Source organism: Streptomyces sp. AP-93, from assembly GCF_022808175.1.
Classification (GTDB): domain Bacteria; phylum Actinomycetota; class Actinomycetes; order Streptomycetales; family Streptomycetaceae; genus Streptomyces.
Genome location: NZ_JALGBX010000002.1, coordinates 406781 through 419262, shown reverse-complemented (window position 1 = coordinate 419262; position 12482 = coordinate 406781). Strand labels below are relative to the sequence as shown.

The window sequence follows — 12482 nt, the reverse complement described above, 5'->3', positions numbered from 1 at the left end:
ACTGCCCCCGGAGCAGGTCGCACGAATGCTGGAGGCAGACTTGGACCGGGTCTGCGGAGAGCGGGCCTGCCGGTCGTCCGGGACCGGAGTCAGATCCAGGAACAGTGAGATCCAGGAACAGCACCTCAGGGGCGTTCGGGCGTGCGACGGCGCCCGCGCACGAAACCACCTTGCCGCACCGACTCGGGAAACAGGCGATTCGATCACCATGAAGAACGGCCACACCGCGCTGACGATGCAGGACGCGATCCTCACCCTGCAGAAGTACTGGAGCGACAACGGCTGCATGATCACGCAGCCGTTGAACACGGAGGTGGGGGCCGGAACGGCCAACCCGTCCACGGCGCTGCGGGTGATCGGGCCCGAGCCCTGGAGCGTCGCCTACGTCGAGCCCAGCGTGCGGCCTGACGACTCGCGCTACGGCGAGAACCCGAACCGGCTCCAGACCCACACCCAGTTCCAGGTGATCCTCAAGCCCGACCCGGGCAATCCGCAGGAGCTGTACCTGGGCAGCCTCCAGGCGCTCGGCGTCGACCTGAGCGCGCACGACGTGCGGTTCGTGGAGGACAACTGGGCCTCGCCCGCGCTCGGTGCCTGGGGGCTGGGCTGGGAGGTCTGGCTGGACGGCATGGAGATCACCCAGTTCACCTACTTCCAGCAGGTCGGCGGGGTCACCCTGTCCCCGGTGTCGGTGGAGATCACCTACGGCCTCGAGCGCATCCTGATGAACCTCCAGGGCGTGTCCCACTTCAAGGACATCCTCTACGCGCCGGGCATCACCTACGGCGAGGTGTTCGGCCAGAACGAGTACGAGATGAGCCGCCACTACCTCGACGACGCCGACGTCGACACCAACCACAAGCTCTTCGAGGCGTACGCGTCCGAGGCCCGGCGCATGATCGACCTCGAGCTGCCCATCCCGGCCTATACGTACGTGCTCAAGTGCAGCCACACCTTCAACGTGCTCGACGCGCGCGGCGCGCTCAGCACCACGGAGCGGGCCAAGGCCTTCTCCCTGATGCGCGGGCTCACCCACGAGTCGGCCAAGCTGTGGGCGCAGCGCCGCGCGGTACTGGAGTACCCGCTCGGAGTGGCGGCCGCGCCGGCCGCCGCCGTGCGGGCCGCGCTGCCCACGGTGTCCAGCACCGAGACGCTGCTGTTCGAGATCGGCATGGAGGAGCTGCCGCACGCCGATGTCCGCACCACCACCGACGCGGTGCGCGAGGCGGTCACGGCCAAGCTGGCCGCCACCCGGCTGGGGCACGGCCCGATCACCGCGATGGCGACGCCGCGCCGCATCGTGATCACGGTCGACGGCGTGGAGCCGCGCGAGCCGGACACCGCCAAGACCGTGCGCGGCCCCAAGGCCGCCGCCGCCTACAAGGACGGCGCGCCCACCCCCGCCCTGCTGGGCTTCGCCCGCAGCCAGGGCGTCGACCCGGCGGACCTGCGGGTCCTCGACGTCAGCGGTGTCGAGTACGTGGTGCTCACCCGCGAAGAGCCGGGCCGACCGGCGGTCCAGGTGCTCAGCGAACTGCTGGCCGAGGTCGTGTCCGGGCTGCGCGCCGGCCGCAACATGCGGTGGAACGACCCGACCCTGTCGTTCTCCCGCCCCGTCCGCTGGCTGCTCGCCCTGCTCGGCAGCACGCCCCTGCCGGTCGCCGTCTCCGCGCTCGCCTCGGGCAACACCACCCGGGTCCACCGCACGGCCCCCGACCCGGTCGTCCAGGTGGCGTCCGCCGAGGGCTACGCGCACCTCCTCAAGATGCACGGCATCCTGCTGGACCGCGAGGCCCGCCGCGACGTGGTGGTGCGCGGAGCCCACGAGTCGGCGGCAGAGGTCGGCGGATCCATCGACGTGGCCGGTGAAGCCGGACTGATCGACGAGATCACCGACATCGTGGAGTTCCCGCACCCGGTCCGGGGATCCTTCGACGAGAGCTACCTCGACCTGCCCGCCAGCGTCCTGACCACCGTGATGCGCAAGCACCAGCGCTACCTGCCGGTGCTGGACGCGGGCGGGCGCCTCATGCCCCACTTCATCACCTTCGCCAACGGCACGTGCGACGACGACGTGGTGCGTTCGGGCAACGAGGCGGTGCTGCGGGCCCGTTACGAGGACGCCGCCTTCTTCTTCCGCGCCGACCTGAAGGTCTCCCCCCAGGAGCTCCGCGGCCGGCTGGACAAGCTGACCTTCGAGGACCGGCTCGGCACGGTCGCCGACCGCGCCGACCGCATCGCCGCCCTCGCCCTCGGCCTGGCCGCGAAGGCGGGGCTCGACGAGGACGCGCTCGCCACGGTGCGCCGCGCCGGTGCGCTGGCGAAGTTCGACCTGGCTTCCCAGATGGTCGTCGAGTTCTCCGGCCTGGCCGGAGTGATGGCCGAGGAGTACGCACGCCACGCCGGGGAGTCCGCGGAGGTCGCGCGAGCCCTGGCCGAGATGGAGCTGCCGCGTTCCGCCGGCGGCGCGCTGCCCGCCGGTGACGCGGGCGCCATACTGTCGCTCGCCGACCGGTTCGACCTGGTGACGGGCATGTTCGTGATCGGCGCCGCGCCGACCGGAAGCTCCGATCCGTTCGGTGTGCGCAGGGCCGCCATCGGTCTGCTCAACGTGCTGCGGAGCACTCCCGCGCTGGCCGGCGTCCGCGTGAACGAGGCGCTTCGCGCGGCGGCCGAACGCTTTGCCGCCCAGGGCGTCGAGGTGCCCGCCGAGCGGCTCACGGAGGCCGCCGAGCTGATCACCCGTCGCTACGAGCAGCAGCTCACCGACGCCGGACACGAGCACCGCCTGGTCCAGGCCGTCCTGGTGTGGGCCGATCGCCCCGCCCACGGCGACCGCACCCTGGCCACGCTGGAGCGTCACGTCGGCACCGAGGCGTTCGACGGGCTCACCGCCGCACTCCAGCGCGTGGTGCGCATCCTCCCCGCAGACGCTGCGGAAGGCGGCGCGGACGCGGTGGACCGTTCCCCGCTGACCGCTCCCGCCGAGCTGCGCCTCGCCGAGAGCGCGCAGGCCGTCCGCGCGTCCCTGACCGGCCGCGAGGACGACCTCGCCGCGCTGATCGAGGTCTCCGCCCCGCTGGTCGTCGCGATCAACGCCTTCTTCGACGACGTCCTGGTGATGGACCCCGACCCGGCGGTCCGTGCGGCCCGGCTGGCCCTGCTGGACGACGTGGCGCGACTGGCCCGTACGACCCTGGACTGGCGCGCGCTGTAACCGGCTCTCGACAGCCGTGAGCTGAGGCCCCCTGCCCGGAGCACACGCCGGGCAGGGGGCCTTTCGCGTTAATCTCTGCCCGGTTGGGCGGTATGACGATCATTCAGCAAGGCCGATGTTGAGGAGATCCCGGATGACTGTGGATGCGAAGACCACCGAGAAGGCCCTGCGGCTCCGGGCGTTGGGTGAGGGCGTACTCGTCCTGCCCAATGCCTGGGACGCGGGCAGCGCGGCCGTGATCGAGTCGGCCGGGGCGGCGGCCATCGCCACCACCAGTGGGGGCGTGGCCTGGTCGATCGGGCGCGGGGACGGGCAGCACGCGACGGGGCCGGAGATGCTGGCGGCGGCCGCGCGGATCGTGGCGGCCGTGGACGTCCCGGTAACCGTGGACATCGAGGGCGGCTACGAGGACGTCGCGGCCACCGTGCGCGAGGTGGTGGCGGTGGGCGCCGTCGGGATCAACCTGGAGGACTCGAAGGCGGCCGACGGTACGATCCACACCGCCTCGGAGCAGGCCGAACGGATCAGCGCCGCCCGTGCGGCGGCCGTCGCGGCCGGGCTGCCGGAGCTGGTGATCAACGCCCGTACCGACGTCTTCCTGTTCGGGATCGGTGAGGAGTCCGGCCGTCTCGCCGACGTACTGGCACGGGTGGAGGCGTACGCCGCCGCCGGGGCCGACGGGATCTTCGTGCCGGGGCTGCTGGACCTGGACGCCCTGAGCGAGATCGCGCGGGGTCCGCTGCCGGTCAACGCCATGGCCGGGCCGGGCGGTCCGTCCGTCGCCGAGCTGGCGAAGGCCGGGGTGCGCCGGGTCAGTGTCGGGACCGGCGTGGCCCAGGCGGCGTATACGGCGGCCCGCGCCGCGGCGGTGGAGGTGCTGGAGCAGGGGACGTACGGGGCGCTCGACGGGGCGGTCGACTACGGCACGCTCAACGGCCTCTTCGTGAAGTAGGGCCCTGACCGCGCCCTGCCCCGATGTTTCACGTGAAACATCGGGGCGGGCGTCACCGGCGCCGGCCGGTCCGCAGCAGCGTCGCGGCCACCACGAGCGCCGTGACCATCAGGCCGGTCCCGATGCCGAAGGCCAGGTGGTAGCCGGAGGTCAGGGCGGCGGCGCGCTCGCGGCCGGTGGAGAGCAGGGAGTCGGTGCGGGCGGCCGCCAGGGTGGAGAGGACGGCGACGCCGAGGGCCATGCCGATCTGCTGGGTGGTGTTGAACAGGCCGGAGGCGAGGCCCGCGTCCCGCTCGTCGGCGCCGGACATGCCGAGTGCGGTGAGGGCGGGCAGGGCCAGGCCGAAGCCGGCGGCGAGCAGCATCACGGGGAGCAGGTCGGTGACGTAGTCGGCGTGGACCGGGAGCCGGGTCAGCAGGCCGAGGGCGGCGACGAGCAGGGACAGTCCGGCCAGGAGGACGCCCCGTTCGCCGAAGCGGGCGTTCAGCGGGGCCGAGGCGAAGAGGGAGACCCCGCCGATGACCACGGCCGCCGGGAGCATCGCCAGGCCGGTCTCGGCGGCTCCGTAGCCGAGCACGTTCTGGAGGTACAGGGCGACCAGGACCTGGAAGGAGAACAGCGCGGCCACCATCAGCATCTGGACCAGGTTCGCGCCGACCACGGTCCGCGAACGGAAGATCCGCAGCGGTACCAGCGGGGTGCGGGCCTTGGCCTGGCGTGCGGTGAAGCCGGCGAGCAGGGCGACCGAGAGCGTGCCGAGGCCGAGGGTGTGCGCGGAGATCCAGCCGTAGCGCTCCGCCTCGACGACGGTGAAGATGCCGAGCATCGGGCCGGCGGTGACCAGGAGGGCGCCGATGACGTCGGCCCCGGCGCGCAGACCCGGCCCGGCATCAGCGCGGTCGGCGGGGAGCGCGGGCAGGGCGAGCGCGAGGGCGGCGAGTCCTATGGGCAGGTTGATGAAGAAGATCCAGTGCCAGTCGAGGGCATCGGTCAGGACGCCGCCGAGCACCTGGCCCAGGGAGGCTCCGGCCGCGCCGGTGAACGAGAAGACGGCGATGGCCTTGGCCCGCTCGCGGGGTTCGGTGAACAGCGTGATCAGGATGCCCAGGCTGACGGCCGCGGCCATGGCGCTGCCGAGGCCCTGCAGGAACCGGGCGGCGATCAGTACCTCGGGGGAGCCGGCGAACCCGGCGAGCAGGGAGGCTCCGGTGAAGACGCCGGTCCCGGCCAGGAACATCCGCTTGCGGCCGATGAGGTCGCCGAGCCGGCCGGCGAGGAGCAGCAGGCTGCCGAAGGCGATCAGGTAGGCGTTGACGACCCAGCTGAGTCCCGCGGGGGTGAAGCCGAGGTCGTTCTGGATGGCCGGCATCGCGACGGTGACGATGCTGCCGTCGAGGACGGTCATCAGGACGCCGGTGGACAGCACCCCGAGGGCGGTCCACCGGGAGCGCAGCCCGCGCGGTGCGGCCGGGGAGGAGGCGGCGGAAGCGATGGGAGAGGCGATGGGAGGGGCGGCGGGAGCGGAAGTGGCAGGCATCTGTGTCCCCAGTCGGTGAGCGGTGAGCGGTGGGCTGACTTGGTAAGACCGTATCAGATAGTTCTGTTGCAGACGATCTGTTGGGGACTGAATTGCTAGACTGGCGGACATGACAGCCATGGCGCCCGCACAGAACGAGCCGGACCTCTCCTTCCTCCTGGACCACACCAGCCACGTCCTGCGCACCCGGATGGCGGCGGCGCTCGACCGGATCGGGCTCACGGCACGGATGCACTGCGTGCTCGTGCACGCCCTGGGGGAGGAACGGACGCAGATCCAGCTCGCCGAGATCGGTGGGATGGACAAGACGACGATGGTCGTCACCGTCGACGCCCTGGAGAAGGCCGGCCTGGCCGAGCGGCGGCAGTCCAGCACCGACCGCCGGGCCCGCGTCATCGTCGTCACCGAGCAGGGCGCGGCCCTGGCGCAGGAGAGCAGCCGCATCGTCGACCAGGTCCACGCGGACGCCCTGGCCTCCCTCCCGGACGCGGACCGCGAGGCCGTGCTGCGCGTGCTGAACCTGCTGGTGAAGGGCGATCTGGCAACCCCGTCGGAGAGCCCGAGGCCGGCTCGCAGGGCCCGCCAGTAGCAGCGCCCCGGTGTCCACTGGTGTCCACCGGGGCGCTCACTGGTGTCCACCCGTATCCCCCGGATGGCCCTGTCACAGGGCCGTCCGGCGCCTTCTGACAGAGAGTGGGGACAAGGCACTCAGCCAAGGGGGGCACCACCATGCCGGAGGCGTACGCACATGGGACTGTTCGACTTCATGAGGTCCGACAAGAAGAAGGAACAAGCCGAGAAGGCCGCGGAGAAGGCGGCTGAGCAGGTGCAGCAGCAGGCCGCAGCCGCTCCGGCAACCCCGCCGGCGATGCCCGCCGACACCGGGACCAAGTACACCGACTCGGCAGCGGCGACCAAGGCGGCCGCCGAGCGCATGGCGGCGGCGGCGCCGCCCAAGGCCGCACCGATGCCGCCCAAGGCCGCACCGGCACCCCCCGTCGCGCGGCCCGCCCCGCACACGCCCACGCCGGCCTCCGCCGCGCACAAGGCGGTGCCCGCGGCCCCGATGCCGAAGCCCGCGCCCAGGGCGCAGCGCACGTACACCGTCCGCTCGGGCGACTCGCTCTCCGCGATCGCCCGCCGCGAACTCGGCAACGAGGGCCGCTGGCGCGAGCTCTACGCGATGAACAAGGGCGTCATCGGCTCGAACCCCGACATGATCCACCCGGGGATGAAGCTCAACCTCCCCAGCTAGCGGAACGAAGCACGAAAGCACGAAGCACGAAAGCACGAAGCACGAGAGTGGGGCCCGGATCCTTTCCAGGATCCGGGCCCCACTCTCATCGCGTGTTCCTCAGCGGTGCTTGCGCTTCGCGTCCTCCGCGTCGATCCGCTCCTGCGCGGCCTCGGCCTCCTCTTCCAGGCCGGACACGAAATCCGACGTCCCGGCGTCGCGCTCCTTCGCCGCCAGCTCGTCGTCGAAGGAGGCGGGCGCCTCCTGCTCCCGCGCCGACAGCTCGGTGGCGGCCGGCGGCTCGACGAGCCAGTCCGGGTTCGACTGCCGGTCCCACCAGCGCCACGCGGCATAGGCTCCGCCGGCCAGGACGCCGACCACCGCCACGCCCTTGAACAGGCGGCCGCAGCGCGCACGCCGCTCGTGGCGCCGTACGAGCTTGTGGACCTCCTTGGCCGATACCTGGCCGCGCAGCGCCGCCAGCGCCGCCGTCGACCGGGAAGCGGCCTCCTCGGCCACCGGCTGGGCCGCCGCGAGGGCGCTCTCCAGACGCGGCTGCGTGTACTCCGCCGCGTGCCGGGCGGCCAGGCGGGTCTGCTTCACGGCCTTGGACGCGGCCCGGTCCACATTCGGCGGCACGTGGGAGCGTGCTGATTTGATCATGGGCTGTACGTGGCAGTCGTACGTCTGGCGGGCTTGTTTGGCAGCCTCGCCGGCCGCGTGCGACACCTTCGGTGCGAGCCGTTCATTGGCTTCGTGGGCGTAATGCACCGCAGCGTCCTTGGCGGATTCCGCGTACGGCGCCACCACTTCCGCTGCGTGCCGCGCCGTATCCCTGGCACTTGATGCTGCCAGGCGCACGCTTTCCTTGCGGGTCACAGGATCCTCCTCCTCGGTGGCGGACACAGTTCACCTTTCCACCCTTTGTCGGATCATGCCTCCCATAACGCCGCCCGGCATGCGTGACAGGGCATACGGGTGGACGATTTCCGTCCGGTGCAGCTCTCCGTGCGAGGATCTGAAACCGACAGTGATGACGAGAGGAAGGCAGATCCGTGGCCGAGAAGCTCTACGCCACCCTGAAGACCAACCACGGCGACATCGAGATCGAGCTTCTGCCGAACTTCGCTCCGAAGACCGTGCGCAACTTCGTGGAACTCGCCACCGGCGAGCGCGAGTGGACGCGTCCCACCGACGGTCAGAAGACCACGGACCCGCTCTACGACGGGACCGTCTTCCACCGCGTCATCAGCGGGTTCATGATCCAGGGCGGCGACCCGCTGGGCAACGGCACCGGCGGCCCCGGCTACCAGTTCGCCGACGAGTTCCACCCCGACCTGGCCTTCACCAAGCCCTACCTGCTCGCGATGGCGAACGCCGGCCCGGGCACCAACGGCTCGCAGTTCTTCATCACCGTCGCCCCCACCGCCTGGCTGACGCGCAAGCACACCATCTTCGGCGAGATCAGCGACAAGGCCAGCCGGAAGATCGTCGACACCATCGCCGCAGGTCCCACCAATCCGCGCACCGAGCGGCCCCTCGACGACGTGATCATCCATTCCGTCGTCATCGAGAAGCGCTGAGCGCAGGGGAACCTTTCGGCCCCGCCCGTCCGTCCTCGATACGTACCGGACGGGCGCGGCGGATCCGCCGCCTCGCCGCCGACCGAGGGGACCGATGGACACCGACCGTCTTCCGGGCTGCTACCGGCACCCGGACCGTGAGACCGGGATCAGCTGTACGCGCTGTGAGCGGCCGATCTGCCCCGAGTGCATGATCAGCGCCTCGGTCGGCTTCCAGTGCCCCGAGTGCGTCCGCGGGGGCTCGGGAACGGGCCACGGGCCCGCGGCCAACGCTCCGCGGACGATCGCGGGCGGGGTGGTGGCCGCGGATCCGCACCTGGTCACCAAGATCCTGATCGGGATCAACGCGGCCGTGTTCCTCGCGGCCCAGATCTTTCCAGGGCTGGTGATCCAGGCGGAGCTGCTGGGCCGGTACCGGGAGCAGGTGGGCTGGCCGCTCGAAGGCGTCTCCACCGGCGAGTACTACCGACTGCTGACCTCGACGTTCCTGCACACCGCGCTGTGGCACGTCTTCGGCAACATGCTCGCCCTGTGGTTCATCGGCGGGCCGCTGGAGCAGGCCCTCGGCCGGGCCCGCTACCTCGCCGTGTACCTGCTGTCGGCCCTGGGCGGCAGCGCCGTGGTCTACCTGCTGACCGAGCCGAACGTCGCGACCCTCGGCGCCTCGGGCGCCGTCTTCGGCCTGCTCGGTGCCACGGTGGTGCTGTTCCGCCGGATGCAGTACGAAATGCGCCCGCTGATCACCATGGCGGTGTTCATGCTCGTACTGACCTTCGTGCCGGGGCTGAACGTGTCCTGGCAGGCCCATATCGGTGGCCTCGTCACCGGTGTGCTGGTCGCCTCGGGCTTCCTGTGGCCCGCCAAGGACATGGGCGCGCGGAATCGCAAATTCGTCCAGTGGGGCACCTGTGTGGCGGTGTTCCTGCTGGCCACAGCCCTGATCGTGATCCGCACGGCTGAACTTTCCGTACTCAACTGATCACACCGGCGTCAACTCTCCACAGAGTTATCCACAGATCTTCTGTCTTTTCCTCAGGTGTGGATGACGCTGTGGATAACTCATGGGGAGAGCTTGCGGAGCCGGGCTACTTCCACTGCGTAGAGACGCCGAATCCTGCCGCAATGAAGCCGAATCCGACCACAATGTTCCAATTTCCGAGAGCTTCGATCGGAAGCTGGGTCTCGGACAGATAGAAAACGACGATCCATGCGAGGCCGACCAAGAAGAACGCCAGCATGACCGGGGCGACCCAGTTGCGGTTCGTCAGCTTGATCGACTGCGGCGTCCGCGAGGGGGGCGGCGTGTAGTCGTCCTTCTTGCGGATACGTGACTTCGGCACGAGGGGCTCTCCTGTCGATGGGCTGGGGACCTTGCCTGCCCCGGGCGTCCGTTAGCGTAGTGGACCTGTGGCGTTGAAGGAGAAGGGTACGTTGAGCAATTCCGACGACTCCTCCGCGGGTCCCCGTCGCCGTGCCAGACCGGTCCGGCTGCTCACGGCCGCCGTTTTCGCCCTGGCCGGCTTGATCTTCGTCACCAGCTTCAACACCTCCAAGGGTACGAACATCCGGACGGACGCCTCGCTCCTCAAGCTGTCCGACCTGATCCAGGAGCGCAGCCAGAGCAATCTGGAGCTGGAGAAGAGCACCGCCACCGCACGCGACCAGGTCGACGCCCTCGCCGAGCGCGACGACGGGAGCACCAAGGCCGAGGACGCCAGGCTGGCCGCCCTGCGCGCCGCCTCCGGCACCGAGGAGATCGCCGGCAAGGCCGTCACGGTCACCCTGAACGACGCGCCCCCGAACGCCACGGCCCGCATCCCCAACGTGCCCGAGCCGCAGCCCAACGACCTGGTGATCCACCAGCAGGACCTCCAGGCCGTGGTCAACGCCCTCTGGCAGGGCGGCGCCGAGGGCATCCAGGTCATGGACCAGCGCCTGATCTCCACCAGCGCCGTGCGCTGCGTGGGCAACACCCTGATCCTCCAGGGCCGGGTGTACTCGCCCCCGTACAAGGTGTCGGCGGTCGGCGACCCCGGCGCGCTGAAGAAGGCCCTCGCGGCCTCCCCGGCGCTGCAGAACTACCAGCTGTACGTGAACGCGTACGGGCTCGGCTGGAAAGTGGACGAGCACAAGGCGCTGACACTGCCGGGCTACTCCGGCACAGTGGACCTCCACTATGCGAAGCCGCTGGAGTCCGCCACCCCGTGACCGTGACGTCGACGTGCCGCGCCTGCTGGTACGGACGTTCAGCGAGGTGTGCCTGACCGCGGGCTCGCTCATCGTGCTCTTCGTGGTCTACGTCCTGCTGTGGACCGGGGTCAAGGCCGACCAGGCCATGGACGGGGAGATGGCCCGCATGCGCGACCGCTGGTCCGCGGCGCCCGCGGCCGCCCCGCAGCCCGCCCCCGCTCCCTCGGGACCACCGTCGGCGGCCCCGGCCGCACCGGAGAGCGCCGCGTACCCGCCGGGCCGGGCCTTCGCCGAGATGTACGTCCCGCGCTTCGGCCCGCGCTGGAACAAGCCCGTCCTGGAGGGCACGGGCACCGAGCTGCTGAAGAAGGGCCTGGGCCACTACGCCGGCACGGCCCGGCTCGGCTCCACCGGGAACTTCGCGGTGGCCGGCCACCGGCGCACGTACGGGGACCCCTTCAAGGACATCCCCAAGCTGCGCCCCGGCGACCTGGTGATCCTCAAGGACGCCACCGGCTGGTACACGTACACCGTCCGCGCCGAAGCGCTGCGCACCCTCCCCACGGAGGTCGGCGTGGTCGATCCGGTGCCGAGCCGCTCGCCCTTCACCGGGCCGGGCAAGTACCTGACGCTGACCACCTGCGACCCGGAATGGGGCCACAGCCACCGGCTCGTGGTCTGGGCCGAACTGACCGGTATGCGGACCCTCGCACAGGGCTCACCGGAGGGTTTGGCAAGGTGACCCTCCGCGCCGGGCGGGTGGCTTTAGGCTGTGGACGTACCGCCCCTGCGGTGCGTTGAACGATCGTGGACGAAAAGGACACAGGCGGCATGTACGGCTGGATCTGGCGGCATTTGCCGGGTAACGCGTGGGTACGCGTGGTGATCTCCCTCGTGCTGGTGCTCGCGGTGGTGTTCGTGCTGTTCCAGTACGTCTTCCCGTGGGCCGAGCCGCTGCTTCCGTTCAACGATGTGACGGTGGACGAGGGATCGGGAGCGACTCCGTGAGCGCGCGCATTCTGGTTGTCGACAACTACGACAGCTTTGTCTTCAACCTGGTCCAGTACCTCTATCAGCTCGGCGCCGAGTGCGAGGTGCTGCGCAACGACGAGGTCGAGCTCGCCCACGCCCAGGACGGCTTCGACGGCGTCCTGCTGTCCCCGGGTCCGGGCACGCCCGAAGAGGCCGGCATCTGCGTGGACATGGTCCGCCACTGCGCGGACACGGGCGTACCGGTCTTCGGCGTCTGCCTCGGCATGCAGTCGATGGCCGTGGCCTACGGAGGCGTCGTCGGCCGGGCTCCGGAACTGCTGCACGGCAAGACCTCACCGGTGGTCCACGAGGGCCTCGGCGTCTTCGAGGGACTTCCCTCGCCCTTCACCGCGACCCGCTACCACTCCCTCGCGGCCGAGCCGCCGACCCTCCCGGACACGCTGGAGGTCACCGCGCGGACCGAGGACGGGATCATCATGGGTCTGCGTCACCGCGAGCACGACGTCGAGGGCGTGCAGTTCCACCCCGAGTCCGTGCTGACCGAGTGGGGCCACCGGATGCTCGCGAACTGGCTGGTGCGCTGCGGTGACGCGGGCGCGGTGGAGCGCTCGGTGGGGCTCGCCCCGGTGGTGGGCAAGGCCGTCGCGTGACGGCGCTCGCGCCGTCCGCGCCCACCGAGGGCCGGGCAGCGCGACGCAGGGCAGCGCAGGAGGCCGCGAAGCGCACGCGCGCGCGGGGCGGGGGCAGGGGCCGGCGGCGCAGGCGGCCGGCCTCGG

Annotated in this window: 13 protein-coding genes; 10 read left to right on the top strand and 3 right to left on the bottom strand. The window is 70.8% G+C overall.

What is annotated here, in order from left to right:
• The first annotated feature begins 208 nt into the window (after window positions 1–208).
• Entirely contained in the window at window positions 209–3217 is a 3009-nt protein-coding gene (locus MTF69_RS05150) for a glycine--tRNA ligase (protein ID WP_243331064.1), read from the top strand.
• Window positions 3218–3350: 133 nt separating this feature from the next.
• The gene (locus MTF69_RS05145) at window positions 3351–4169 is read left to right on the top strand and encodes an isocitrate lyase/phosphoenolpyruvate mutase family protein (protein WP_243331062.1); all 819 of its coding nucleotides are present in this window, start codon (window positions 3351–3353) and stop codon (window positions 4167–4169) included.
• Window positions 4170–4221: 52 nt separating this feature from the next.
• Here the strand turns inward: MTF69_RS05145 and MTF69_RS05140 are convergent, their stop codons facing one another.
• The gene (locus MTF69_RS05140; RefSeq protein ID WP_243331060.1) at window positions 4222–5706 is read right to left on the bottom strand and encodes an MFS transporter; all 1485 of its coding nucleotides are present in this window, start codon (window positions 5704–5706) and stop codon (window positions 4222–4224) included.
• A 109-nt stretch (window positions 5707–5815) separates the two neighbouring features.
• On the opposite strand from MTF69_RS05140, the gene MTF69_RS05135 reads away from it, so the two are divergent.
• A complete protein-coding gene (locus MTF69_RS05135; protein ID WP_243331059.1) occupies window positions 5816–6295 on the top strand; it encodes a MarR family winged helix-turn-helix transcriptional regulator in 480 nt (159 codons plus the stop codon).
• Window positions 6296–6454: 159 nt separating this feature from the next.
• The gene (locus tag MTF69_RS05130; protein WP_243331058.1) at window positions 6455–6961 is read left to right on the top strand and encodes a LysM peptidoglycan-binding domain-containing protein; all 507 of its coding nucleotides are present in this window, start codon (window positions 6455–6457) and stop codon (window positions 6959–6961) included.
• A 99-nt stretch (window positions 6962–7060) separates the two neighbouring features.
• Here MTF69_RS05130 and MTF69_RS05125 read toward each other — a convergent pair whose 3' ends face one another.
• The gene (locus tag MTF69_RS05125) at window positions 7061–7819 is read right to left on the bottom strand and encodes a DUF5324 family protein (protein WP_243331055.1); all 759 of its coding nucleotides are present in this window, start codon (window positions 7817–7819) and stop codon (window positions 7061–7063) included.
• Window positions 7820–7995: 176 nt separating this feature from the next.
• On the opposite strand from MTF69_RS05125, the gene MTF69_RS05120 reads away from it, so the two are divergent.
• A complete protein-coding gene (locus MTF69_RS05120) occupies window positions 7996–8523 on the top strand; it encodes a peptidylprolyl isomerase (RefSeq protein ID WP_243331053.1) in 528 nt (175 codons plus the stop codon).
• Window positions 8524–8617: 94 nt separating this feature from the next.
• Window positions 8618–9502, top strand: a complete 885-nt coding sequence (locus MTF69_RS05115; RefSeq protein WP_243331051.1) for a rhomboid family intramembrane serine protease — start codon at window positions 8618–8620, stop codon at window positions 9500–9502.
• A gap of 106 nt (window positions 9503–9608) precedes the next feature.
• Here the strand turns inward: MTF69_RS05115 and crgA are convergent, their stop codons facing one another.
• Window positions 9609–9863: a cell division protein CrgA gene (crgA, locus tag MTF69_RS05110; RefSeq protein ID WP_243331050.1), complete on the bottom strand. Its 255-nt coding sequence runs from the start codon at window positions 9861–9863 to the stop codon at window positions 9609–9611.
• A gap of 91 nt (window positions 9864–9954) precedes the next feature.
• Between crgA and MTF69_RS05105 the strand changes: the two genes are divergently transcribed.
• The 4 genes from MTF69_RS05105 (at window position 9955) to MTF69_RS05090 (ending at window position 12356) form a co-directional block, all read left to right on the top strand.
• Window positions 9955–10731, top strand: coding sequence for a DUF881 domain-containing protein (locus tag MTF69_RS05105; RefSeq protein ID WP_243331049.1), 777 nt, complete (start codon window positions 9955–9957; stop codon window positions 10729–10731).
• A 13-nt stretch (window positions 10732–10744) separates the two neighbouring features.
• Window positions 10745–11455 carry a class E sortase gene (locus MTF69_RS05100; protein ID WP_374322104.1) on the top strand — a complete coding sequence of 237 codons (711 nt, stop codon included), beginning with the start codon at window positions 10745–10747 and terminating at the stop codon, window positions 11453–11455.
• Between the two features lie 65 nt (window positions 11456–11520).
• On the top strand, window positions 11521–11721 hold the full coding sequence (locus MTF69_RS05095; RefSeq protein ID WP_215021282.1) for a hypothetical protein: 201 nt from the start codon (window positions 11521–11523) through the stop codon (window positions 11719–11721).
• Window positions 11718–12356, top strand: coding sequence for an aminodeoxychorismate/anthranilate synthase component II (locus tag MTF69_RS05090; protein ID WP_243331047.1), 639 nt, complete (start codon window positions 11718–11720; stop codon window positions 12354–12356). Before MTF69_RS05095 ends, MTF69_RS05090 begins: the two co-directional genes overlap by 4 nt.
• Window positions 12357–12482: the final 126 nt, after the last annotated feature.

What these genes read in the sequence shown, in the direction of transcription:
- MTF69_RS05115 (WP_243331051.1), top strand. Translation starts at nt 8,618, where the DNA reads ATGGACACCGACCGTCTTCCGGGCTGCTACCGGCACCCGGACCGTGAG.
- MTF69_RS05130 (WP_243331058.1), top strand. Translation starts at nt 6,455, where the DNA reads ATGGGACTGTTCGACTTCATGAGGTCCGACAAGAAGAAGGAACAAGCC.
- MTF69_RS05135 (WP_243331059.1), top strand. Translation starts at nt 5,816, where the DNA reads ATGACAGCCATGGCGCCCGCACAGAACGAGCCGGACCTCTCCTTCCTC.
- MTF69_RS05150 (WP_243331064.1), top strand. Translation starts at nt 209, where the DNA reads ATGAAGAACGGCCACACCGCGCTGACGATGCAGGACGCGATCCTCACC.
- MTF69_RS05140 (WP_243331060.1), bottom strand. Translation starts at nt 5,706, where the DNA reads ATGCCTGCCACTTCCGCTCCCGCCGCCCCTCCCATCGCCTCTCCCATC.
- MTF69_RS05145 (WP_243331062.1), top strand. Translation starts at nt 3,351, where the DNA reads ATGACTGTGGATGCGAAGACCACCGAGAAGGCCCTGCGGCTCCGGGCG.